Here is a 23448-nt window from a genome sequence, read left to right as displayed (position 1 = left end):
GGCACGGATTTCGGCGGTCGCGGATTCGCCCGCCGGCGGCCGAGATGACCGGCCAAGCGAGCAGAGGAGTCAGCCCGCGTATCCGCCGGCGGTCGCGACGGTGATCACGAAGCCGGCGGCAGCGATCACGGCGATGATGACTGCGGTCCAGATCCAGACGCCGGCGGCGCCGGTACGGGCTGGATAGGTGGGGTGACGATCATCCATGCTTCGAGGCTAGCCCCTGGCTCGCGGGACCAACGCATTCCCTCCACCCCCACCCGCATGACGGTCGTCACCCCTACGCTTGAATGCAACATTCCCGGCGCGTTGAAAGGAGCGACTGTGACCAAGAAGTCCGCGATCAGCGCCTGGGAGTCGCTCTTCCGCGCTCAGGTGACCGTGATGCGAACTCTCAATGCCGAATTCCCACGCGACGCCGACCTCAGCCTGACCGAGTACGACGTGCTGTTCACCATCTCGAAGCAGCCCGACCGCAGCATCCGCCTGCGCGACCTGCGCACCCAGGTACTCCTGACCCAGCCGAGTGTGAGCCGGCTCATCGACCGGCTGGTCGAGCGTGGGCTCGTTTCGAAGTGCCCTGAGCCGGATGACGCACGCGGCTCGCTCGTTCGTCTGACGGATGCGGGCTACGACCTGTACCGCCGCTGCGCCGTGCCGCACGGACGGTCGATCATCGACCATGTCGGCGGAGCGCTCAGCGCTGAGGAGCTCACCCAACTGCAGACGCTCACCGACAAGCTGCGCGTCTCCGTCGAAGAGAACAGCGGCTCACTCGCCGAACACCCCAACGTCCACCCTCGGAAGGGAACGACTGATGCAGCAGCGCACGATCGGCAATAGAACCGTGAGCGCGATCGGCCTCGGCGGAATGCCGATGTCGATCGAAGGAAGGCCTGACGAGAAGCGGTCGATCTCGGCCATCCACGCGGCTCTGGACGCGGGTGTCACTCTGATCGACACGGCGAACGCGTACCACATCCATGCCGACGAGGTCGGTCACAACGAGGCGCTCATCGCCAAGGCGCTTCGCGAGTACAACGGCGACACGTCGCACGTGCTGGTCGCGACCAAAGGCGGTCACATCCGTCCCGGCGACGGCACGTGGATCGTCAACGGCAACCCCGATTACATCCGCGGTGCGGCCGAGGACTCGCGCCGTCGGCTCGGCGTGGAGAAGATCGGCCTGTACCAGTTCCATCGTCCGGACCCCGCTGTACCGTACGAGGATTCGGTCACCGCGCTGCGTGATCTGCTCAACGACGGCGTGATCGAGATGGCGGGGGTGTCCAACGCGAATCCCGAGCAGATCCGCATCGCACAGGATGTGCTCGATGGCCGCCTGGTGTCCGTGCAGAACCAGTACTCGCCGCGCTTTCGATCGAGCGAACCCGAGTTGGAGGTCTGCGCAGAACTCGGCCTCGCATTCCTGCCGTGGAGCCCGCTCGGCGGTATCGGCCGCTCGGGAACGGGCACGGGATTCGAGGCGTTCCAAGACATCGCGGATGCCCGAGGTGTGAGCCCGCAGGTCATCGCCCTCGCCTGGGAGCTCGCGAAGGGACCGCACGTCATCCCGATCCCCGGGTCTTCGCGGCCGGAGAGCATTCTGGATTCCGTCACCGCCGTCGACATCGAGCTGACCGCCGACGAGCTCGAGCAACTCGGCTGAGCGACGCTCCGCCCCGCCGCTCGCATCACAGGTGGGGCGGCGGTCGCCCCCGAACCCGCACCACCAAACCCATCGGCGCGAAATCTCCCGGGTGACGCCCGCTGGCCCCTAGAGTGGCAGCCATGACGGATGCCTCGGGTGCTGCTGAGTCCGGCCCGAGGGGTGCGCAATCCCCTGCTGACGCTGCTCACGGCGGAGGGCACACGGATGCAGCACCTTCAGACCCCGCGTCGTCGGCAGATCTCCCCGCGGCGGCGACCACTGGTGGGTCATCGGTGCGAACCGGCGAGGCCGTGCCATCCCGCACGTTCTGGGCCAACGTCAACAGCCCCTTCACCCTCGGGTTTCTGATCACGCTCGGCGGCCTCGCCGCGTTCCTGGTCGGCGTGGCCTTCGCGAACCTGTCCACGATCATCATCTACATCGTGTTCGCGCTGTTCGCTGCCCTCGGCCTCGACCCCGTCGTGCGGGCGATGGAACGCCACAACGTGAAGCGACCGTGGGGAATCGTGGTGGTCTACACCGTCTTCGCGCTGCTGCTCGTCGGGGTGCTCTGGCTCATCGTGCCGACGGTCGTTCACCAGATCACTCAGTTCGTGAAGGACTTCCCCGCGACCATCACGGCCTTCCAGCACTCGAGCTTCTACGACTGGCTGCAGAGCAACTTCGGCGACCAGGTGAGTTCGATCACCGACCAGATCAAGGCCTTCCTGTCGAACCCCGCCAACATCGCCGCGATCGGTGGCGGCGTCGTTCAGGTCGGTCTCACGATCGGCAGCATCATCTCGGGCGTCATCATCATCCTGGTGCTCAGCCTGTACTTCTTGGCATCGCTTCCGATGATCAAGACCTCATTCGCTCGGCTTGCGCCTGCACGAAGCCGACCCACCGTCTCCTCGATGATCGAGCAGATCTCGTCCGGCATCGGCGGTTACCTCGGCGGCATGGTCGTGCTGGCGTTCTTCAACTCGATCGTCGCCTTTCTGCTCTACCTCTTTCTCGGACTGCCGTTCCCGTTGCTGATGGCACTGGCGGCGTTCTGCATCACGCTCATCCCGCTCGTCGGATCCGTTCTGTTCTGGATGGCCGGCACCGTGATCGCTCTCTTCAGCAGTCCGCTCAGCGCGCTGATCTTCGCGATCATCTACCTCGTCTATATGCAGATCGAGGCATACGTGCTCACCCCGCGCGTGATGAACCGCGCGATCTCGGTGCCGGGCTCCCTGGTGATCATCGGAGCCCTCGTCGGCGGAACACTGCTCGGTCTGCTCGGCGCCCTGGTCGCCATCCCGGTCACGGCATCGATCCTGCTGATCATCAAGCAGATCTTCATCCCCCGGCAGGACGCCAAAACCTGACGGCGAGCTCTGCGGCAGCGCGGGCTCTCTCTGCGGCGCCACCTGCTGAAAATCGGAGATCTGCGGTGATGGCCGGCGTGTCGGATGCCAGGCACGGCGTGCTCCTGCAAATCTCCGAATCTCAGCAAGGCTGGCCGGGTGAGGCGGTTGGGGTCATCAGGCGGCGGCGAGCTCGAAGGCCCTCCACATCGCGGCGTAGGCGCCGTCGCGATCGAGAAGCTCGTCGTGCGACCCCACCTCGGCGACACGTCCGTGGTCGAGCATCACGATGCGGTGCGCCCCCATCGCCGTCTGCAGGCGGTGCGCGATGAGCACCGTGGTGCGGTCGCGGGCAAGACGATGCATGGCATCCGTGACGCGAGACTCGGTCGCGAGGTCGAGGTTGCTTGTCGCCTCGTCGAGCAGCAGGACGGCCGGATCCACCAGCTCCGCCCTGGCCAGCGCGATCAGCTGACGCTGTCCCGCTGAGAGCGACTTGCCGCGCTCAGCGATCTCGGTCTCGTAGCCGAACGACAGCGACTCGATCATGTCGTGAGCGCCGACGGCGCGGGCCGCCGCTTCGATGTCGGATTGAGGGGCATCCGGCCGCCCGTACGCGATGTTCTCGGCGATCGTGCCCGTGAAGAGGAAGGATTCCTGCGGCACGTATCCGAGCTCGCGACGGAAGCCGCCGAGGTCGAGCGCGCGGAGGTCCATCCCGTCAGCCAGCACCGCGCCCCGATCGGGGTCGTAGAAGCGCGCGATCAGCTTCATCACCGTCGACTTGCCGGCCCCGGTCTCGCCCACCAGCGCGATCGTCTCGCCCGGCCGGATGAACAACTCGACGCCCGACAGCGCCTCGGGCGGCTTCACGGACTTCGCATCACGGGAGAGCGGATCACGGGCATCCTTCGGCCCCCGCAACTCGGTGGAGACCGGCGCACTCGGATACGCGAAGTGCACGTCGTCGATCGCCATGTCGCCGTGCAGGTCGCCGACGGAGATCGGGTCCTCAGCCTGCGGGGTGAGGGTCTCGAGCTTCATCAGATCCGAGATGCGCGACACCGAGACCCTGGTCTGCTGCCAGGCGTCGAACACCTGCGAAAGCTGCTGGATCGGCGAGAAGAACATGTCGATGTAGAGCAGGAAGGCGATCAGCGCACCCGTGGTGAGCTGGCCCTGGGCGATCAACGCAGCCCCGAGGCCCAGCACGATCACGTCGGCGATCGCGGAGAGGAACTGCACGAACGGGAAGTACAGCGCCACCAGCCGCTGCGCCGCGACCCTGGAGCGCAGGTAGGCGTCGCCGTGCCCGTGGAAGCGGTGCATCGTCGCCTCCTCGTGTGTGAACGCCTGCGACTCGCGCACCCCGGAGAGGCTCTCCTGGAAGGCGGCGTTCACGATCGCGATCCGTTCGCGCGAGAGGTCGTACAGACGCGATGAGCGACGACGGAACCACACCGTGGCCAGGGCGAGCGGGATGACCACCGTCAGCACAGCCAGCCCGAGTTGGACATCCACGATCACGAGTGCGATTCCGACGCCGACGAAGGTGACGAAGGCCACCAGGGCACCCAACAGACCGTTCTGCAGGAGCGACTCGAACTGGTCGACATCCGTGGTCATCCTGGTCATGATGCGGCCGGCCATCTCGCGTTCGTAGTAGTCGAGCGAGAGGCGTTGCAGCTGCGCGAAGATGCGGATGCGCAGCGAGAGCATGATGCGCTGTGCCGCACGCCCGGTGATGAACGTCTCTGCCATGCCGTTGAACAGGTCGGCGACCGTGATGACCAGGTAGATGGCGGATGCCCCGAACAGCACGGCCGCCACGCCCTCGGTCACGCCCTGGTCGATGCCGGTCTTCACGACGGCGGGGCCGAGGAGCCCGGCCAACGCGTCGATGACGACGAACACCAGCGCGAGCAGCAGCGGACGCTTGAACTCCCGCAGAACCTTGCCGAGCGAGAAGTCGTGCACGTGCCGAGACTCGCGATCGAGGTCGACGTTCGGCACATCGCGCACGGGAGGAAGTGCCGCGACGCGCTCGAGCAGTTCGGGAGTGGCGACGAGACCCGCGCTCATGCCGCGCATGCCGCCACCTCCCCCGCCGAGTCCCATGCCGAGGCCCGGCGCGCCGGAGACGGTGCGCGTGGGCCGCTGCGCGGGCGGGACGGCGGATGGCGATGCACTGCCGCTGGTTGAGGAGCCCGGGGCATCCGCCGCGGGCGTCTCGAAACCGGGCACCGCGGTGGAGTCGGGTCTCGATACGCGTGCGTCGTCGACGCGCGCTACTGGACCAGCGGGGTGCTCCGCGGCGGGAGCCAAGGCGTCGATGTCGCCGCGACGCGCGGCATCCGTCGCTCCGAAGAGTGCGCGATAGGTCGCGCTGCGATCGATGAGCTCGTCGTGGGTCCCCTGGTCGACGATGCGCCCGTGGTCGAGCACGACGATGCGATCGGCGAGGTGCAGCGTGGAGTGCCGGTGCGCGACGAGCAGCACCGTGCGTCCCTCCATCACCGACCTCAGTGCGTCGTGGATGGTCTGCTCGGTGCGAGCGTCGATGGCGCTCGTGGCGTCATCCAGCACGAGAATGGCCGGATCGCGCAGGATGGCACGGGCCAGCGCGATGCGCTGCCGCTGGCCACCGGAGAGGCTCAGCCCGCGTTCGCCGACCACGGTGTCGTATCCGCGGGGCAGCTCCAGGATGAAATCGTGTGCACGGGCGACACGTGCAGCCGCCTCGATCTCGTCATCCGTCGCCTCAGGTGCACCGTAGGCGATGTTGTCGCGCACCGACTCGGAGAACAGGAAGGCGTCTTCGAAGGCCATGCCGATGGCCTGCCGGAGGGATCCGAGGCGCACGTCGCGGACATCCTTGCCACCGATCGTGACATGTCCGGAGTCCGGGTCGTAGTAGCGCACGAGCAGGCGGCCGATGGTGGACTTGCCGCTTCCGCTCGCGCCGACGAGCGCGACCCGCTCGCCCGGCCGCACCGTGAGGGAGAAGTCGTCGAGCACGGTCGTGTGCGACTGGTAGCCGAACGACACGTCGCGGAACTCGATGGAGCCCGGCCGTTCGGGCAGGTCCACGGCGTCGGGTGCATCCGCGATGGTGGGCTTCAGGTCGAGCAGCTGGAAGATGCGCTCGAGTCCGGCGCGGGCCTGCTGCCCGATCGTGAGGATGCCGGCCAACTGCCGCGCAGGCGCCATGAGCTGAGCGATGTAGGTGGAGAACGCGAGGAACGTGCCCAGCGTGATGTCGCCGTTCATCGCCAGCCATCCGCCAAGAGCCAGGATGCCCACCTGCCCGAGCGCAGGGATGGCCTCCAGCAGCGGTTGGAACCTCGACTGGATGCGCACGGCACGCATCTGGGATCCGTACAGAGTGGTCGCGGTGCCGGTCAGCCGCTCGAGCTCGCGCCGCTCCTGGCCGAAGGCCTTCACGACGCGCACGCCTCCGACATCCTCGTCGACGATCTCGGCGAGCTCGCCTTCCTTCTGCTGACCGTCCCACGTTGCAGGGAACACCTTGCGGCGCATCCGGTAGCTCACGATCAGCAGCGCGGGCACGACGGCGAGGCTGATGATCGCAAGGAGCGGGGACAGGATGAACATGACGACGAGCGACAGCGCCATCATCAGCAGGTTTCCGCTGACGAGGGGCAGGAAGTTCAGCAGCCCCTGCACGAGAGCAGAGTCGGAGTTCGCACGCGCGACGAGCTGGCCGACCGGCATGGTGTCGAGCGCGGCGGCATCGAGCTGCTGGAGCTTGTCGTGCATGGCATTGCGCAGGTCGTTCTGCACGTCGAGGGCCACCCGGCCGCCGCGGTAGCGCCGAAGGTAGGCGAAGCCGAAGGCGATCAGCGCGAGCACGATGAGCAGCACGAGCCAGGGCAGCAGCGGGGCCGTCTTGTCCACGATCACGCCGTCGACGATCTGGCGGGCGATCAACGGCGTCGCCACCTGGCAGGCCGAGCCGAGGATGGCCGCGACCACCGCGATGATCACGTTCTTGCGGTGCCGCCAGAGGTAGTGGCCGAGGCGGCGAACCCAGCCGCGCCTGTCCGGTGCGTCGGGTGCCGGGGTTGGGGTATTTGCGGCGCCCGCGGCGGGCGGGGTCTTCGTCGTCGTGCCGCTCACCGAGCCGCCTCTGAGGTCTGCGTGGCGGGCGCTGCTGTCGCGCCGGCGCCCATCCTCTCGGCGGCGAAGGATGCCTGCCTGCGCTCGATCTCCTCGCCGAGTGCCGCGAGGGAGGCGAGGAGCGCATCCGGGTCATCCGTTCCCGCGGCGAGCGCCGTCACCACCTCGGCGAGCGCGTTCTCGGATGCCCTGCGGACGACATCACCGGCCGGGGTGAGCACGAGCTCGACTGCCCGCTGGTCGGAGTCGTGCGCCTCGCGACGCAGGAGTCCTCGCCGCACGAGGGAGTCCACGGTAGAGCTGATGGCCGGCTTGCCGAGCGCCAGTCGCTGTGCGAGACGGGATGCCCGTCCCTCACCCTCCGCCACCGCGGAGAGCACCCTGAAGTCGGCGAGGCTCAGCTCGGGCAGAGACCGCTCGAGGATGCGCGAGGCGCGTGTGATTGCGTGCACGGCGGCGCGGGCATCCGCACTCGGCGCCGCAACGGCGGAGGGCTCAGGTAGTTCGACCACCGAACCATCGTATGCCCGCGGTCGCCATCATCGATTCCTCTGGCTGGTTGAGGAGCACGTTGCGTGCTCCTCAACCCGCGGAAGGGAGGGGCGTGCGGAGCCCTACGGGAGGATGTGGCCTGCTGCCGTGAAGAGGCGGTACCACTCCGGGCGGGTCAGCGGGATGTCGGAGCCGGCTGCCGACTCGATGACTCGCTGCGGGTTCGTCGTACCCAGCACCACCTGCATGTTGGCGGGGTGGCGGGTGATCCACGCGACCGCGAGCGACGTCGGCGTCACGCCGTACGACGCGGAGATCTCGTCGAGCGCGTCGTTCAGCTCCGCGTAGTTCTCGCGGTCGCCGAGGAACACGCCGTCGAAGAACCCCTTCTGGAACGGCGACCATGCCTGCAGGGTGATGTCGTTCAGGCGCGAGTACTCGAGGATGCCGTTGTCACGATCGATCGACTGGTCGAGGCCGTTCATGTTGGCCGCGATGCCCTGTGCGAAGAGGTTCGCGTGCGTGATGCTGAGCTGCACCTGGTTCACGACGAGCGGCTGCTGCACGGACCGCTTCAGCAGCTCGACCTGTCCGGGAGTCTGGTTCGAGACACCGAAGTTGCGAACCTTGCCCGCGGCGTGGAGCGCGCTGAATGCCTCGGCGATCTCGTCCGGCTCCATGAGCGTGTCGGGACGGTGCAGCAGAAGCACGTCGAGATAGTCCGTGCGCAGTGCCTTCAGCGACTCGTCGACCGACTCGAGGATGTGCTCCTTCGAGAAGTCCCAGAAGCCGTTGCGGATGCCCACCTTCGACTGAAGGTAGACGCTCTCGCGGTCGGCGCCGGAGAACTGCACGGCGTCACCGAAGCGGCGCTCGCATCCGTGGTCGCCACCGTAGACATCCGCGTGGTCGAAGAAGTTGATGCCCGCGTCGCGGGCGGTGCCGACCAGGGTCTTGATCTGCTCGTCACTGAGGTCGAGGATGCGCATCAGGCCGAGGATGACGTTGCTGCCGTCGATCGTCGTGTTCGGGATGGTGATGGTCTTCATGGGTCCATCCTGGCGGACGGCGCACGGGCTGTGGTGACCGGTCACACCTCGAACATCGGCCGCGCGGGCTCGAGGTAGGAGACGAGGTCGAACTCGTCGAGCAGCTCGGCCTGGACGATGCCGCCCTGCAGCATGCCGGTGATGAGCGGAGCGAGCTCGGCTCCACGTCGGGTGGCATCGTCGTCTGGAACGTGGCGCACCTCACGCATCCACAGCGCGGTCTGCTCGGCGATCGCCGCAACGATCGCAGGCAGTATCGTGCCGAACAACGCGCGAAGGTCGGGGTCGATCACGGCGCGGCCCCACACCTGCACGGGGAGCGCCGTGCCGCCGGCGCGCGCGGTCAGGGACGATACGAGGCGGCGCACGAAGTCGAGCGGATGCATCGGCGTGCCGTCTGGCTGCCGCACCTCGTGCAGCTCAGCAAGACCACCCCCGAGCACCTCGGAAGCCACGGCCGAGATGATTTCGGACTTACCGGCGAAGTGGCCGTAGATCGCGCCGGCGGAGAGGCCGGACTCGGCGATGATGTCGCTCATCGAGGATTCCTGGAACCCGCCACGAAGAAAGCTCCTCATGGCGGCCTCGACGATCTGGCGGCGGCGCGCCAGACGGTGCTCGTCACTGACCTTGGGCATCCGCTCTCCCCTTCGACCGTCCCATTCTTCCCCGCGGTCCGGCGTTGACATCCGGAGGCTCCGTGTCCATTATAAAGAACGAACATTCGTTTTAGGAGAAATCATGTCCGAACGCATCGCCCACACGACGTGGGGCCGCTCCGTGCTCATCGGGCTCGGGGCCGCGGTCGCCATCGGCGTCGTCGTGCTCGCCTTCCTCTGGCCGACGGTGACCTCGAAACCGCAGAATCTCCCGATCGCCATCACGGGACAGAGCGCGCAGGTGGATGCCGTCACCTCCGCGCTCGACAAGGCCCAACCCGGGCTGTTCGACGTGACGAAGGTGAACGACCGCGACGCCATCGTCACCGGCATCCAGCACAGGGACTACGACGGAGGCATCGTGATCGGCACTTCCCCCGAGGTGCTCACGGCGTCCGCTGCCGGACCCGCTGTCACGCAGGTGATGACGGCGGTGCAGGGGGTGCTGCAGAAGCAGGTGACGGAGGGCATCCAGACGGCGGCGCAGGCAGGCGCTCAGGCCGCCGCCGCGAAGGGCGCGACGGGTGAGCAGGTCTTGCAGGCGCTGGCCTCGGTTCCGTCGGTGACGGTGAAGCTCTCCGACGTCGTGCCTCTGGCGAGCACCGACTCGCGAGGGACCGGCATCTCGACCGCCGCGTTCCCGCTTGCTCTCGGCGGCATGATCGGCGGGGTGCTCATCTCGGTGCTGGTGACCGGGGTCTGGCGCAGGCTCGCCGCAACGGTCGTCTACGCGCTCGCGGCGGCGGCCATCGTGGTGAGCGTGCTGCAGCCGTGGTTCGGCATTCTGCAGGGGTCGTTCCTCGCGAACTTCGGCGCCATGGCGTTGGCGGTCTTCGCGACGGCGTCGTTCATCGTCGGGATGTCCGCCTTGATCGGCCCGGCGGGCATCGCCGTCGGAGCCGTCGTCACCGTGCTGATCGGAAATCCCCTGTCATCCGCGGCACAACCTCCCCAATTCCTCCCAGAACCGTGGGGAGCCGTCGGACAGTGGTTCGTTCCCGGCGCCGCAACGACGCTGCTGCGCGACCTCTCGTACTTCACGCAGGCCTCGATCGCGTTCCCCGTGCTGGTGCTCGCCGGATGGGCCGCGCTCGGCGTACTGCTCCAGCTCGTCGGCCACTTCCGCTCGCGCGAGGTCGTGCACGTCGATGGATGGGATGACGAAGACGCGGTGGCACCCGCGAAGGAGGCGATCCCGGTCGGATGACCGCGAGGTCGACGCGACCCCGCTGGTCGAGTAGCGCGCTGGAGCTAAAAGCGAAGGTCGACGCGTATCGAGACCGGGCACCTGGCCAGGTCTCGATACGCGTGCCTTCGGCGCACTCGACCAGCGAGAGGGCGTCACCTCGGCGCGACGGCTACTCAGTGCCCGTTGCCGTGGCCGTTGTTCTGACCCTGGCCGTTGCCGTTCTGGCCCTGGCCGTTTCCGTGGCCGTTGTCGTTTCCGTGGCCGTTGTCGTTTCCGTGACCGTTGTTGCCACTGCCGACTCCCGGAACGGTCACGTGAGTGACCTTCGCGACCGTTCCGTTGTTCGCAAGGAGCACGGCGCGCTGCTGCGGCCTGGAGAAGTCGAACATGCCCATGATCGACCCGGCGCGAGCGTCGAACGAGGAGTCGCCGATGCGTCCGGTGTTCCAGTTGTTCTCGATGAACTTGGTGATCGACGTCTGCTCGATGGCGGTGTGGTCGATGTAGTTCTGCTTCGAGAAGGGCGAGATCACCACGAAGGGCAGGCGCTGGCTCGGACCGCAGCGGTCGGCGTATCCGCCGGCGGCCGGGGCCGTCGAGTTGGTGCAGATCGCGGAGTCGTTAGCGGCGTCCTTCGACCCGTTGAGGATGGTCGGTGCGACGTGGTCGTACCAGCCGTCGGAGTCGTCGTAGTTGATCACGATGGCCGTGCTCTTCCACTCGGGCGACTTCTCGATGGCGTTGATCTCCTTGATGAGGAAGTTCTGCTCATCGATCGGGTCGGAGTATCCGGCGTGGCCATCCTGCGCCTCGGCCGCCTTCAGGAACGACACAGCAGGCAGGTTGTTCTGCCTGAGAGCCGTGTCGAAGGAGGTCAGGTCGTACTGGTGGTTCGCCTGGTCGGTGTGACCGATCATCCTGTCGCTCGACGGCGGCAGGTGGTGCGGGTTCGACGTCGACTTGTAGTACTCGAACGGGTTGTGGTGCGGGGAGTAGTCGACGGATGCCGCTCCGGCGATGTTCGTCGAGGTCTTGCCGCAGACCGCGTAGCTACCGGTCTTGCCGTTCCACTTGGTGGTCGGCGTGAAGCCGCCCTGGAACCAGCCCCACGTCACGTTCTTGGCATTCAGCAGGTCACCGATGTTCTTGCCCGACATGGCGCCGAGCGCGTTGGTGGCCGTGTGGTTGTTGTCCGCACAGTCGTCGTACGCCGGGTCGGGGTCGTTGATCACGGTGCCGACGCCCTTCGCGTTGGGCGACACGACGGTGTAGGAGTCAGGCGTCGCCGTCTGCTTGCCCGTCGTCGGGTCGATCGAGGTGACGCCGTGGGTCTGGCCGGAGACCAGGTTCAGCGCGCCCGGCGTCGAGGGGCCGAACACGGTGTCCCACGAGTTGTCGCTCATCGCGTAGTTCTGGGCGTAGTTCCACAGACCGGTGACGGTGTTGCCGTCGTAGTAGTCCATCGCGAGGCCCGGGCTTCCGTACATGCCCGTGCAGGTGTCCTTGCTCGTGTTCTCCACGAACTTGTCCATCGCACCGTTGTTCACGGCCTTCTGCTCAGGACCGTAGTTGTGGTTCTGGTCGCATGTGACCGCCTGCGCCGGCGAAAGGCGCTGGGGCGCGTACTGGTTGGGGTTCTTTGCGATCAGCCCGGCGTTCTGTTCCGTGTTCGCCTTGGGGGTGCCCTTGGCCGCGGTGAACTTGGTGCCGTCCGTGTTCACCGCGTTCGGGTAGGTGCCGAAGTAGTGATCGAACGAGATGTTCTCGTCGAACAGCACGACGAGGTGCTTGATGGGCGTCTGGGTGGCTCCGGAATGGTCCGGCTGGGAGGCCGACGCCGGCGCCGCGAGGGCGACAGTCGTCGCGATCGCGGCGAGCGCGACCGGGATAGCAGCGACGCGCAGAGCGCGTCGCCCGAACACCTTGGGCATTCGTGATCCTTTCGTCGGGATTACGGATACTGCCGACCGCCCCGATCAGGTCAGCAGTCCGCTGGCGAACCAGTCGGTCTTGTTGCGCACACCCGGCAGCGCGAAGAAATAGCCGCCGCCGGTCGGCGAGATGTAATCGACGAGCGGTTCGTCGATGAGCCGCTTCTGCACCGTGACGAACTGGCGCTCGAGATCCTGGTTGAAGCACGCGAAGATGAGCCCGGTGTCGATGTTGCCGTTCACGTCGACACCCGAGTCGTAGTTGAAGGGACGCCGCAGCATCTGCTGCTTCGCCTGCTCGGGCGACCGGTTGTTCGCGAGTCGGATGTGGGCATCCATCTGAATCACATCGCCGGTCGGGTCCATCTCGTAGTGCGGGTCGTCGTGCTCGTGAGTGCCGGTCAACGGCGCACCGGAGTCGCGGCGCCGGCCGATCATGTTCTCCTGCTCGTGCAGCGAGACGCGATCCCAGAACTCGACGAGCATGCGGATGACCCGCACGACGTGATACGAGCCGCCTTCGACCCAGTCCGGTTCCCCGCCGCCGGCGTGTGCCCAGACCAGCGCGGCGGGCGCGGACACCGCGGCCAGAGCTGGGGAGGAGGTGCCGTCCTTGAAGCCCATCAGGTTGCGCGGCGTGCCGGAGGGACGCGGCGGCGAGACGAATCCGTCCTTGCGCCAGCGGATCTGCATCGCGCCGCGGGTGGCCGCCGCGATGTCGCGAAGAGCATGCGACACGGTGTCGGAGTTGTGCGCGCAGACCTGCAGCAGCACATCGCCGTCGCAGGTCGCCCGGTCGAGGTCGTCGTTCGGGAAGTCCTCCATCGTGCGCAGCCGGTGGGGCTTCTGCGCCGCGAGTCCGAACCGGTCGTCGAACACCGAGGCACCGAGCGACACCGTGACGGTGAGGCCGTCGGCAGGGACGACGGGACCGAGCACGCCGGAGTCCGATGGCGGGGCCGTGATGCCGGTCGTCTGCGGAGTACCGCCGGCCGTGAGGAACCGCGCCCGGTCGGTCAGCGTCTTCATCAGGTCGACGAGCTCGGCGCGACCCTTGGCGGTGAGGTCGAACGCGACGAACGCCGCGGTGCGCTGCGCGGGAGTGAGGATGCCCGCCTGGTGCGCACCGTGGAACGCGTACGTCGACGCGGTGGGCGAGCCGACCTCTGCCGGATGCAGCGGGTCGGATGACGCGGCACGGGTCGATGCGGACGCGGCCGCCGGTGCTGCTGCCACTGCGGCGAGTGGTGCCGCGATGCCGGCTCCGACGAGGCCGTGCAGGAACCCGCGACGACCCAGACCGTGATCACGCTCGGCGTCGGCCGGTTGCCCGACGTCACCCGCCGGTGCCTCGTGGTGCGCGTTGTGGCCCGGGAACGGGCATCCGCCGGTCATGCCGCCCTCCTCACGTCGCAGATCGCGGCGATGGGGGCGAGCAATCCGATCGTCTGGTCGATCTGTGCGTCGAGCGACTCACGCTGGGTCGTGGAGAGCGACTGCAGCGGGACCCACGTGCCGTCGGCATGCCGGTAGGACTCGACGAGGGTGCGCGAGGCCGCGATGGCGGCATCCGTCTTCGCGAGGTCCGGATAGCGGGTCTTCAGGATGCCCCTGAGCGGCTCGAGCGCCTGCACGGTTCCGGTCAGGTTGGCGTCGAGGGTCGCGAGGTTGGTGTGGCTGCCTGCGTCGGTCTTGCCGGTGAGCTCGAATTGCAGGGCGTTCTCCAAGATCTCGTGGGCACGCAGGCCGATGTCGAGCGGATCGATGCGGTCGGTCGGGAACGTCTTCTGCAGCTTCGCCACGTCGGCGACCAGCTGCGACGTGAACGGCGCGATCGTCGCGGCGGGAGCCCCCGACCACAGCAGCGCCTCGATCTTGTGGAAGCCGGTGAGGTCGGGGTCGTTCAGCGCGGTCTTGCTCGAGGCGGGCATCCCGTTGATCGCGGTGTCGGCGTCGCCGAACGCTCCGTAGGCGGCGCCGAGCGTCTCGTACTCGAGATGGGCGGAGAGCCAGTCGGTTTTCGCCTTGGCGAGGTCGCCGGATGTCACGTCGGCGTTCAGCGCGGCCACACCAGCGGCCAGGGATGGCAGCTTGCTCTCAATCCAGGTGCCGTACGTCTTCGCGACGGGGATCAGGTCGTTCTGCGTCACGGGTGGGATGCCCGGGGTCTCGCCGGCCACGTGAGCAGCGCCGGTCACGGTGACGACCGGGCCCGAGATGGGGTCCTCGTCCGCGGGCAGGCAGATGAAGCGGTACTTGCCGGCCGGGATGGTCGCCTGGCCCCGCGTCGTGGTGCCCGCGCCGAGGGATTCGAGGTCGAGGTAGACGTTCTGACTCGACGCCGACTGCAGGTAGACCTCCATGCCGGCGATCGAGGTGTTCTTCACGTCGAAGGTCTGCACCCCCGCGGTCGGCGAAGACCAGCCGGTGCCGCAGCCGGAGATGCCCACGGCGACGGTGTAGGTGCCGGGGTGTGCGCCTGTTGCGTCAGTACCCGCGTTCGCACCTGCTGCAGCTGCGCCGACCCCGGCCGCGCTGACTGCTCCGCCCTCGGGTTCGGTGAGCTGTACCGCGGTGCCCCCAGCGACGAGCACGACCAGCGCGCCCGCAAGCATCCCGATTCCCAGCGCATGCCGCATCGACCCAGTACCGCCCATCTCCACGCGCGGACCAACGGCGTTCCGGGCCTACGCGGAAGCCATGCTCGCAGTGGATTCGAGACGGTTCACCTGGCGTTCATTGATTTCACACAGAGTTCAGCCGCTGCTTCCCCGTGCGCCCCCTAACGGGGGTCATCGCCTCCACCGCCGGCCTCGCCGTGTGCTCCTCAACCCACGGTGCTTCACAGGGGCGACTACGCCGGGACGACCTCGCGGCCGGACTCCGCCGAGCGGTAGCAGGCGTCGATCACGGCGGCCCGCTTCAGGCCGAGCGAACCGTCGTGGGCGGTCCACTCGTCGGGTCCCGCCTTGACCGCCGTGACGAATTCCGCGACCACCTGGTCGTGTCCGCCGTGCGGGCCGGGGGTTGCCACGTAGTCGTCGGTGACCCCGTCGCGCGTGCGGAACACCGTGAGCTCGCTCTCGGTGTAGTCGATCACGCGTAGCTCAGCACCGCCCTCGGTGCCGAACACGGTCATCCAGAACTCGTTGTTGTCTGGGCGGTAGGCGTCCCAGCTGGTCTCCAGCGTGAGCGTCGTGCCGCCGGAGAGCCGCAAGAACGCGATCGCGATGTCCTCGACGTCGAAGCCTTCGACCGCCTTCGTGCCCAGTTCGTCGTAGGTGGATGCCGACACCGTGAGCACCTCCGGCTCGCCGAGCAGATGCAGCGCGTAGTCGATCACGTGCACGCCGAGGTCGAGCAGCGGACCGCCGCCCGAGAGCTCGCGCCGTGCGAACCAGCCCGATGTCGGCACGCCTGCTCGGCGCAGCCATCCGGCCTTGGCGACGTAGGCGCGACCGAGTTCGCCAGAGGCGATGATGCGGCCGAGCTCGGCGATGTCGCCGCGCAGTCTGTGATTGAAGACGACCTGCAGCACGCGGTGGGCCGAGCGTGAAGCATCCACCATGGCCTTCGCATCGTCGATGCCGGCCGCGATGGGCTTCTCGGTGAGCACGTGGATGCCCCGCTCGAGGGCTGCGATCGCAATCGGCGCGTGCAGCGCGGTCGGCGTGGCGATGCTCACGGCGTCGAGGTCCACCTCGTCGAGCATCTGCTCCCACCGCTCGAACGTCACGGGGATGTCATACTCGGCCTTCAGCTCGGCGACGCGCTCGGTCTCCATGCCCGCCAGAGCGACGATCTGCACGTCATCCAACGCGGCGAAGCCCTTGAGGTGCTGCTGTCCGGCCCATCCGACGCCGACGACGCCGACCTTCAGAGTGCTCACGACAGCTCCCCCACGAACCAGTCGCGCGCCGGGTTCGACACCGTCGGTGGGGGCGCCACGGTGCGTCCAGGAGCCGCCCAGCGCACGGCGTTCGCCAGCACATTGCGCACATCGTTGTGGAAGAACACCGGATACTCCTGGTCGCCAGGGCTGAAGTAGAAGACTTTGCCGTTGCCACGTCGGTAGGTAAGGCCCGAGCGGAAGACCTCGCCGCCCGAGAACGAGCTGATGAAGACGAGCTCGTCCGGGGTCGGCACGTCGAAGTACTCGCCGTACATCTCCTGCTGCCCGATGACGAGAGGCGACGGGATGCCCTCCGCGATCGGATGCGACGGGTTGACCGTCCACACCAGCTCGCGTTCGGCCTCGTTGCGCCACTTGAGGGAGCACGTGGTTCCCATCAGCACCTTGAAGATCTTCGAGAAGTGGCCGGAGTGCAGCACGATGAGGCCCATTCCGGCGAGCACGCGCTGCTGTACGCGCGCGACGACCTCGTCGGAGACCTGGTCGTGTGCCATGTGACCCCACCAGAGGAGCACGTCCGTGGCATCCAGGGTTGCCTGATCGAGGCCGTGCTCCGGATCTGCCAGGGTCGCGGTGCGGATGGTCGCGTCGGGAATGCGCTCGGCGAGGCCCTCGGCGATGGCGCCGTGGATGCCGTTCGGATAGATCGCGGTGATGTCCGGCTGTGTGGTCTCGTGCACGTTCTCGTTCCACACGGTGATGCGCATGATCTCTCCCCTGAGTCGAATCGATTCGAAAACCGAGGGTCAGGGTACGCGGTCGCGCTATGTGGTTGCAAGGCGAGCCGGCGGTCGGGGCGTCGCCCTCGGAAGTGCGGCACCAGCACACGGAAGCGCGGGGTCAGCACGCGGAAGCCCGCGGAAGTGAGGCGTCAACCCGCGGCGCAGGCTCCGGTGGCGACGGGCATCGATCCGGCGGCCTTCAACACGGGCTGAATCTCGGCGAGAGTCAGGGCGTAGCCGGTGCTGGCATCCGTCGTCGATCTCGCGAAGACGACCCCGACCACCCTGCCGCTGGTGTCGAAGAGCGGGCCGCCCGAGTTGCCGGGGCGCACCGTTCCGCGTAAGGAGTAGACGTCGCGGGCGACGGCATCCCGTTGGTAGATGTCGGTTCCGACAGCGGTGAGTTCAGCGCGCACGCGCGCGCCACCCAGTGTCAGCGGACCGCCGCCGGGATACCCGGCGATGACCGTCGAGCTGCCCGCCTGCAGGGGTGAGCCTGTCGTCAGGGCAGGGGCCGTGAGGCCGGGAACACTCAGCACGGCGACGTCGCGTCTCGGGTCAAAGCTCACCACCGTCGCGTCGTAGGTGTTCCCCTCTTTCGTCTGCACGTCGACGGATGACGAGCCGGCGACGACGTGGGCGTTCGTCACGACCATTCCGGCGGACTCGACCCAGCCGCTTCCCGTGGACTCCATGGAGCAGCTCGGCTCGAGCGAAAGCACCTTCACCACGCTCTCCGACCGCGAGCTCACGGCGGCCGGGATGGTCGGGTCCGGTGCAGCCGTTCCCGGGATCGTCTCACCGTGGGTGAAGACCTCGGGCAGGCCGGCGCCGGCCAGGGCGTCATCCAGTGCGCCGAGCGCCGTTGATGCCGGCACGGGCGCGATCGCGTCGAGGGCCGTGACGATGCGCGATCCGGATGCCAGTTGCGACGCCGGATAGATCGCCGAGGTCTGCACGAAGCCTGCGACCAGCCAGACCACGACCGCCCAGGCGACCAAGCCGATCACCGATCCACCCGCGGAATCGACGTTCCCGATCGGGCCGCGGTGCATGCGCGACCGCAGCATCGAGCCGATCGTGGTGCCGACGCCGTACAGCGCAGAGCCACAGGCCAGAACGATGACGGCGGCGAGCAGCGCACGCGCCACCGTGTTGGTCAGCCCGAGCGGAGTGAGCCAGTCGACGACGATCGGCGCGACGATGAGGCCGATCCACAGGCCTGCGATGAGGCCCACCATAGAGAGCGCGGTGAGCAGGGCACCACGACGCCATCCCACCACGATCGCGGCGATCGCGGCGAGCGCCAGCACGATGTCGACGACGATCTCCACGACAGACCACTCTTACCCACCCGGCTGTGCGAATTCTGCGGCGGGCCTCTGTGTGCCATCCGGCTCGCCCGGGTCTCATGGTCGCCCACGCTTCCAGTCCCGCCTCGGGTACCCGTAGCTCGGCCCCACCTCCCCTTGCCCCGCCTCCTCCCAAGTCGTCGCCACTTGCTGCGGGATGCAACGCGCCGACTCCGCACAAAGTGGCGACGACTTTTAGGTGGAGTGACGTGGCGACGACTTCGGGTGGGGTGGGATGTGATGGCCACATGACGGGGCGGCGTGTGATGGCCACGTGGAGGGGTGGGGTGGTGACCACGTGGCGGCGAAGGCGAGGGTGCCACGACTTGCGGGCGGGGGTGGGTGCGGCGACGACCTCGGGTTGGGCATCCCACGCCCCGCTTCCATCGCCACCTCTCGCTCCCCTCAAGTCCTCGCCACTTGCTGCGGGATGCCCGACGAGGAACCCGCACAAAGTGGCGACGACTTGGAGGCGGGTGACTCGGGGCGGGATGGTAGGCGGACCGGGGCGAAGCGCCGGACGAAATGGCCGGAGTCGTTGCCTATTCGCTACCGAATTGGTCGCGCGACCAGGGTAAGGCTTGAAAGAATGTCACAAATCGTCAGGCCGGTTCGACACAACGAGGTGATACCCGCACCGCCGGTGCGTCCTCTGCACGAGCCCCCGCATGGCGGTGATTCGAAGGAGAACCATGACGACCCTGGCGAGCGAGGGCGCAGCAGCCGCCTTTCCCGACGCGGCGACCGGGATAGCCCATCCGGCGATCGCGATCCACAACGTGACGAAGAGGTTCGGCGATTCCATCGCCGTCGACAGCATCGACCTTCAGCTCGCTCAGGGCGAGTTCTTCGCGCTTCTCGGCCCATCGGGCTGCGGCAAGACGACGACGCTGCGCATGGTCGGCGGTTTCGAGCTGCCGAGCCTGGGCAACATCTACCTCGATGGTCGCGACGTCACCATGCTGCCGCCGTACAAGCGCGACGTGAACACGGTGTTCCAGTCGTACGCCCTGTTCCCGCACCTCACGGTGTTCGACAACGTGGCGTTCGGTCTGCGTCGCAAGAACACGCCGTCTGCGGAGATCCGCAACAAGGTGGAGCGCAATCTCGAGATGGTCGGCCTCGCAGGCTATGGCAAGCGTCGCCCGCTGCAGCTCTCGGGTGGTCAGCAGCAGCGCGTCGCCCTCGCCCGCGCGCTGGTGAACGAGCCCAAGGTGCTTCTGCTCGACGAGCCGATGGGCGCGCTGGATGCCAAGATCCGCAAGACCATGCAGCTGGAGCTCAAGCGCATCCAGCGCGAGGTCGGCATCACGTTCCTCTACGTCACGCACGACCAGAACGAGGCCATGTCGATGGCCGACCGCCTCGCCGTGATGAACTTCGGACGCACCGAAGACATCGGATCGCCCGACCGCGTGTACGACCGACCGGCGACGCAGTTCGTCGCCGAGTTCCTCGGAACGTGCAATGTGATCACCCCCGAGAGCGACGGCGGCGTGCTCCGCCTGCCGAACGGCGCCGGTCTCGTGGTGGACGGCGCGCACACTCGGCTGCCGGAAGGCGCACGGGTGGGCATCCGTCCGGAGAAGCTCGTCGTGACGCGTGCGGATGTCGCAGGCACGGTCCCCGCGACGAACGCCATTCGCGGCACTGTCATCACCGCCACCTACCTCGGCGCCAGTACCGAGTACGACGTGCAGACCCCGTGGGGCGGCGTCTTCAAGGCCTTCGCTCAGAACCTCGCGGACTCCTCGCGCGCCCGCCCTGGCGAAGAGGTCGTGCTGACCTGGGATGCCTCGCACGCGTTCGTGCTCGCCCCTTCGGCCGAGCGCACCGCCCCGAAGCAGGCCGGGGCGCCGTCATGAGCCCGTCTCCCGATCCCGCACTGTGGCGAGGACTGACCCAACAACGCATCTCCCGTCGCACGATGCTCAAGGGCGTGCTCGGCGGCGTGGGCGTTGCGGCCCTCGGCTCCGCACTCGCCGGCTGCAGCATCCAGGGATCCCTCTCCAGCCAGGCGCAGCAGCAGGTCGACTGGCCGGCGTTCTGGGCCAAGCAGAAGCCGACGACGAAGCTGAACTTCGCGAACTGGCCGCTCTACATCGACCAGTCGCACGGCAAGTACCCGTCGCTGGAGGCCTTCACGAAGGCGTCGGGCATCTCGGTGAACTATCAGCAGGTCATCCAGAACAACGCTCCGTTCTATGCGACCGTCGCACCCCAGCTGCGCGCACACGAAGACATCGGCTACGACATCGTGGTGATGACCAACGGCTGGGAGCTCACCGAGATGATCCAGAACGGCTTCGTCATGGAGCTGGATCACACGAAGCTGCCGAACTTCGCGAAGAACGCGGCGGCCAACGTCAAGAACCCGCCATACGACCCCGGCAACAAGCACTCCGTGGTCTGGCAGACCGGTTTCACCGGCCTCGCCTACAACACGAAGCTCGTGCATCGGCCCATCACCAGCTTCAAGGACCTGCTCGACCCTGCCTTCAAGGGCCACGTCGGCATGATGAACGACAACACCGAGCTCGGAAGCGCCGGGATGCTCGCCCTCGGGATCGAGCCGACGACGTCGACGCCCGCCGACTGGCGCAAGGCAGCCGAGTGGCTCAAGCAGGCGCAGCCGAACGTGCTCGGCTACTACGACCAGAGCTACATCGACCGCCTGTCGAACGGCGACACCTGGGTGTCGCAGGCGTGGTCGGGCGACGTCTTCCAGGCGATCGCAGGCGGCAACAAGCACCTCAAGTTCGTCATCCCTGACGAGGGCCAGATGATCTGGCACGACAACATGATGATCCCGATGCAGGCGCAGAACCCGCTCTCGGCGCTGAAGTGGATGGACTTCTACTACACGCCAGAGATCGCAGGCATGGTCGAGGACTGGGTCAACTACGTGTGCCCCGTTCCCTCCGCGAAGGACTACATCCTGAACGAGCTGAATGACCCAACCGTCGCCAACAGCCCGCTGGTGTTCCCCGATCCCTCCGTCGACGCGAAGTCGCACAACTTCTACGTGTTCAAGAACTACGACGAATACGAGGAATGGAACAAGGTGTTCAATCCTGTGATCCAGTCATGACCACCGTCACAACGCCGCTGGCCGGCACCGGCTCGCCCCTCGAGCAAGCACCGCTGGAGCGCAAGGATGGCCGGTTCCGCCGCTCGCTGAAGCGTCACTCGACCCCGTATCTGCTCGGCATCGTCGGGATCGCATGGCTCGCCATCCTGTTCGTCATCCCGCTCATCTCCGGGCTCGCCGTGTCACTGATGACCGGCAACCCGCAGCAGGGCTACACGCTCACGTGGAACTGGAGCATCTACTCCGACCTCTTCGTGCACTCAGAGGTGAACTACTGGCAGATCCTCGGTCGAAGCCTCTGGTACGCCATCGCCGCCACGATCGTGACGATCATCGCGGGGTTCCCCGTCGCGTACTTCATCGCGTTCCGGGTCTCGGCGAGATGGAAGAACGCGCTGCTGCTGCTCGTGGCGCTCAGCTTCTTCGTCTCGTTCATCATCCGCACCGACATGTGGGCCTTCGTGCTCTCCGACCAGGGGCCGATCGTCGGCACGCTGCACAACCTGCATCTCGTGCCGAAGGACTTCCAGATCATCGGAACGCCGGGCGCGGTGATCTTCGGCCTCGCGTACAACGACCTGGCCTTCATGGTGCTGCCGCTGTACGTGGCGCTGGAGCGCATCGATCCGCGGCTGATCGAGGCGTCGGCCGACCTCTACGGCAATAAGACGAACACGTTCACGCGGGTCATCCTGCCGCTGACCAGATCGGGTCTGTTCGCGGGTGTTCTGCTCGTCTTCATCGACTGCGCAGGCGACCCCGTCAACGCGTCGCTGCTCGGCGGAACCCATACGTACGTGATGGGCCAAGCGATTCAGGATGCCTACCTCACCAATCAGCAGTACAACGTGGCCGCCGCGCTGTCCACAGTGCTGATGATCGTGCTCGGCATCATCCTGTTCGTGTACGCCCGCATCGCCGGCACCGACAACATCGAGGATCTGGTATGACCGCCGTACTCGGAACAGAGCCCGTCACCACCGCGCAGACGGTGCACGAGCCGATCGGCGAGCGCCGCAATCGCAAGCGGCCGCTGCTGCCGATCATCTACTGGGTCGTCATCGGCATCACGCTGGTGCCGATCGTGCTGATGATCGTGTACAGCTTCAACAACACGCCGACGAACCGCATCACCTTCCAGTGGCACGGCTTCACGCTCTACTGGTACCAGAACCTCACCCAGGTGAGCGGGCTGGGCGCGTCGTTCCTCACCTCGATCGAGATCGCCGTGCTGTCCGCGATCATCTCGCTGGCGATCGGCGTTCCACTCGCGATGGCACTGGAGCGTCACCGCTTCGCGCTGCACGGGCCGCTCAGCGCGGTCGTCTTCGCTGACATCGCCGCGCCGTCGATCGTGGTCGGCGCGGCATCCCTGTCGTTCTTCCTCTCGGCGGGCATCCCGCTCGGATTCCTGACCATCCTTCTCGTGCACGTCACGTTCTGCGTCGCGTACGTCGTCGTGGTGATCAGAGCGAGGCTGTCCGGCATGGGCAAGGTGCTCGAAGAGGCGGCAGGCGATCTCGGTGCGAATCCCTTGACGGCGTTCTGGCGGGTGACCTTCCCGCTGTTGGTGCCCGGCATGCTCGCCGGCGGTGCTCTCGCGCTGGCGATGTCGATCGACGACTACGTCATCACGAGCTTCGTCGCGGGCCCGACCGTGACGTTCCCGTTGTTCGTGTACGGCGCCGCCAAGGTGGGGCTGCCGCCGCAGGTGCTGTGCTTCGGCACGATCATCTTCACGGTGGCGCTCATCGTCGCGCTGATGAACAGCGTCGTGACCCGGAGGGGCGGCGAGCGGTCCTGAGCCCGCAGCGACATCCGCAAGACGGCACGTCCACCCCACACACGCGGGTTCCGCCCGCAGTCTCGGCGTGCGGATGCAGTCTCGCGGAGGCTGGCAGGAT

Annotated in this window: 19 protein-coding genes; 8 read left to right on the top strand and 11 right to left on the bottom strand. The window is 67.1% G+C overall.

Annotation, left to right across the window (positions count from 1 at the left end; translation table 11 throughout):
• Positions 1–69: 69 nt before the first annotated feature.
• Positions 70–207 carry a hypothetical protein gene (locus ACYVDN_RS15610; protein ID WP_460573105.1) on the bottom strand — a complete coding sequence of 46 codons (138 nt, stop codon included), beginning with the start codon at positions 205–207 and terminating at the stop codon, positions 70–72.
• A 117-nt stretch (positions 208–324) separates the two neighbouring features.
• Here ACYVDN_RS15610 and ACYVDN_RS15605 point away from each other — a divergent pair, with 117 nt between their 5' ends.
• From ACYVDN_RS15605 to ACYVDN_RS15595, 3 genes are all read left to right on the top strand, one after another.
• Positions 325–843, top strand: a complete 519-nt coding sequence (locus ACYVDN_RS15605; protein ID WP_460573104.1) for a MarR family winged helix-turn-helix transcriptional regulator — start codon at positions 325–327, stop codon at positions 841–843.
• A complete protein-coding gene (locus ACYVDN_RS15600; protein ID WP_460573103.1) occupies positions 818–1669 on the top strand; it encodes an aldo/keto reductase in 852 nt (283 codons plus the stop codon). The genes ACYVDN_RS15605 and ACYVDN_RS15600 overlap by 26 nt, the downstream gene beginning before the upstream one ends.
• A gap of 122 nt (positions 1670–1791) precedes the next feature.
• Positions 1792–3027, top strand: coding sequence for an AI-2E family transporter (locus tag ACYVDN_RS15595; RefSeq protein WP_460573102.1), 1236 nt, complete (start codon positions 1792–1794; stop codon positions 3025–3027).
• Positions 3028–3183: 156 nt separating this feature from the next.
• Here the strand turns inward: ACYVDN_RS15595 and ACYVDN_RS15590 are convergent, their stop codons facing one another.
• From ACYVDN_RS15590 to ACYVDN_RS15575, 4 genes are all read right to left on the bottom strand, one after another.
• Complete coding sequence (locus ACYVDN_RS15590) at positions 3184–7146, bottom strand: ABC transporter ATP-binding protein (protein WP_460573101.1); 3963 nt, start codon at positions 7144–7146, stop codon at positions 3184–3186.
• On the bottom strand, positions 7143–7658 hold the full coding sequence (locus ACYVDN_RS15585) for a MarR family winged helix-turn-helix transcriptional regulator (RefSeq protein ID WP_460573100.1): 516 nt from the start codon (positions 7656–7658) through the stop codon (positions 7143–7145). Before ACYVDN_RS15585 ends, ACYVDN_RS15590 begins: the two co-directional genes overlap by 4 nt.
• A 102-nt stretch (positions 7659–7760) precedes the next feature.
• A complete protein-coding gene (locus ACYVDN_RS15580) occupies positions 7761–8687 on the bottom strand; it encodes an aldo/keto reductase (protein WP_460573099.1) in 927 nt (308 codons plus the stop codon).
• Positions 8688–8728: 41 nt separating this feature from the next.
• Positions 8729–9325: a TetR/AcrR family transcriptional regulator gene (locus tag ACYVDN_RS15575; RefSeq protein WP_460573098.1), complete on the bottom strand. Its 597-nt coding sequence runs from the start codon at positions 9323–9325 to the stop codon at positions 8729–8731.
• A gap of 103 nt (positions 9326–9428) precedes the next feature.
• Between ACYVDN_RS15575 and ACYVDN_RS15570 the strand changes: the two genes are divergently transcribed.
• On the top strand, positions 9429–10553 hold the full coding sequence (locus ACYVDN_RS15570; protein WP_460573097.1) for a hypothetical protein: 1125 nt from the start codon (positions 9429–9431) through the stop codon (positions 10551–10553).
• Positions 10554–10708: 155 nt separating this feature from the next.
• On the opposite strand, the gene ACYVDN_RS15565 is transcribed toward ACYVDN_RS15570, so the two are convergent.
• The 6 genes from ACYVDN_RS15565 to ACYVDN_RS15540 all read right to left on the bottom strand — a co-directional run bounded on the left by ACYVDN_RS15565 (position 10709) and on the right by ACYVDN_RS15540 (position 18435).
• On the bottom strand, positions 10709–12466 hold the full coding sequence (locus ACYVDN_RS15565) for a phospholipase C (RefSeq protein WP_460573096.1): 1758 nt from the start codon (positions 12464–12466) through the stop codon (positions 10709–10711).
• A gap of 45 nt (positions 12467–12511) precedes the next feature.
• Positions 12512–13861 (bottom strand): Dyp-type peroxidase, encoded by a 1350-nt coding sequence (efeB, locus tag ACYVDN_RS15560; RefSeq protein ID WP_460573095.1) that lies wholly within the window; start codon positions 13859–13861, stop codon positions 12512–12514.
• Complete coding sequence (locus tag ACYVDN_RS15555) at positions 13858–15081, bottom strand: EfeM/EfeO family lipoprotein (RefSeq protein ID WP_460573094.1); 1224 nt, start codon at positions 15079–15081, stop codon at positions 13858–13860. Before ACYVDN_RS15555 ends, efeB begins: the two co-directional genes overlap by 4 nt.
• Positions 15082–15320: 239 nt before the next feature.
• Positions 15321–16355 carry a Gfo/Idh/MocA family protein gene (locus ACYVDN_RS15550; protein ID WP_460573093.1) on the bottom strand — a complete coding sequence of 345 codons (1035 nt, stop codon included), beginning with the start codon at positions 16353–16355 and terminating at the stop codon, positions 15321–15323.
• Positions 16352–17086 (bottom strand): ThuA domain-containing protein, encoded by a 735-nt coding sequence (locus tag ACYVDN_RS15545; RefSeq protein ID WP_460573092.1) that lies wholly within the window; start codon positions 17084–17086, stop codon positions 16352–16354. The genes ACYVDN_RS15550 and ACYVDN_RS15545 overlap by 4 nt, the downstream gene beginning before the upstream one ends.
• Before the next feature lie 164 nt (positions 17087–17250).
• On the bottom strand, positions 17251–18435 hold the full coding sequence (locus ACYVDN_RS15540) for a MarP family serine protease (protein WP_460573091.1): 1185 nt from the start codon (positions 18433–18435) through the stop codon (positions 17251–17253).
• 710 nt (positions 18436–19145) lie between these two features.
• Here ACYVDN_RS15540 and ACYVDN_RS15535 point away from each other — a divergent pair.
• The 4 genes from ACYVDN_RS15535 to ACYVDN_RS15520 are packed head-to-tail and all read left to right on the top strand — an operon-like array spanning position 19146 to position 23348.
• Positions 19146–20318 carry an ABC transporter ATP-binding protein gene (locus ACYVDN_RS15535; protein ID WP_460573090.1) on the top strand — a complete coding sequence of 391 codons (1173 nt, stop codon included), beginning with the start codon at positions 19146–19148 and terminating at the stop codon, positions 20316–20318.
• Entirely contained in the window at positions 20315–21544 is a 1230-nt protein-coding gene (locus ACYVDN_RS15530; protein WP_460573089.1) for a polyamine ABC transporter substrate-binding protein, read from the top strand. Before ACYVDN_RS15535 ends, ACYVDN_RS15530 begins: the two co-directional genes overlap by 4 nt.
• Positions 21541–22494 (top strand): ABC transporter permease, encoded by a 954-nt coding sequence (locus ACYVDN_RS15525; protein ID WP_460573088.1) that lies wholly within the window; start codon positions 21541–21543, stop codon positions 22492–22494. The genes ACYVDN_RS15530 and ACYVDN_RS15525 overlap by 4 nt, the downstream gene beginning before the upstream one ends.
• Positions 22491–23348: an ABC transporter permease gene (locus ACYVDN_RS15520; protein WP_460573087.1), complete on the top strand. Its 858-nt coding sequence runs from the start codon at positions 22491–22493 to the stop codon at positions 23346–23348. Before ACYVDN_RS15525 ends, ACYVDN_RS15520 begins: the two co-directional genes overlap by 4 nt.
• Positions 23349–23448: the final 100 nt, after the last annotated feature.

The organism is Humibacter soli, assembly GCF_054779035.1.
This window is presented reverse-complemented; position numbering and strand designations above follow the sequence as displayed.

What these genes read in the sequence shown, in the direction of transcription:
- ACYVDN_RS15610 (WP_460573105.1), bottom strand. Translation starts at nt 207, where the DNA reads ATGGATGATCGTCACCCCACCTATCCAGCCCGTACCGGCGCCGCCGGC.
- ACYVDN_RS15600 (WP_460573103.1), top strand. Translation starts at nt 818, where the DNA reads ATGCAGCAGCGCACGATCGGCAATAGAACCGTGAGCGCGATCGGCCTC.
- ACYVDN_RS15595 (WP_460573102.1), top strand. Translation starts at nt 1,792, where the DNA reads ATGACGGATGCCTCGGGTGCTGCTGAGTCCGGCCCGAGGGGTGCGCAA.
- ACYVDN_RS15580 (WP_460573099.1), bottom strand. Translation starts at nt 8,687, where the DNA reads ATGAAGACCATCACCATCCCGAACACGACGATCGACGGCAGCAACGTC.
- ACYVDN_RS15575 (WP_460573098.1), bottom strand. Translation starts at nt 9,325, where the DNA reads ATGCCCAAGGTCAGTGACGAGCACCGTCTGGCGCGCCGCCGCCAGATC.
- ACYVDN_RS15570 (WP_460573097.1), top strand. Translation starts at nt 9,429, where the DNA reads ATGTCCGAACGCATCGCCCACACGACGTGGGGCCGCTCCGTGCTCATC.
- ACYVDN_RS15565 (WP_460573096.1), bottom strand. Translation starts at nt 12,466, where the DNA reads ATGCCCAAGGTGTTCGGGCGACGCGCTCTGCGCGTCGCTGCTATCCCG.
- efeB (WP_460573095.1), bottom strand. Translation starts at nt 13,861, where the DNA reads ATGACCGGCGGATGCCCGTTCCCGGGCCACAACGCGCACCACGAGGCA.
- ACYVDN_RS15555 (WP_460573094.1), bottom strand. Translation starts at nt 15,081, where the DNA reads ATGCTTGCGGGCGCGCTGGTCGTGCTCGTCGCTGGGGGCACCGCGGTA.
- ACYVDN_RS15545 (WP_460573092.1), bottom strand. Translation starts at nt 17,086, where the DNA reads ATGCGCATCACCGTGTGGAACGAGAACGTGCACGAGACCACACAGCCG.
- ACYVDN_RS15535 (WP_460573090.1), top strand. Translation starts at nt 19,146, where the DNA reads ATGACGACCCTGGCGAGCGAGGGCGCAGCAGCCGCCTTTCCCGACGCG.
- ACYVDN_RS15530 (WP_460573089.1), top strand. Translation starts at nt 20,315, where the DNA reads ATGAGCCCGTCTCCCGATCCCGCACTGTGGCGAGGACTGACCCAACAA.
- ACYVDN_RS15525 (WP_460573088.1), top strand. Translation starts at nt 21,541, where the DNA reads ATGACCACCGTCACAACGCCGCTGGCCGGCACCGGCTCGCCCCTCGAG.
- ACYVDN_RS15520 (WP_460573087.1), top strand. Translation starts at nt 22,491, where the DNA reads ATGACCGCCGTACTCGGAACAGAGCCCGTCACCACCGCGCAGACGGTG.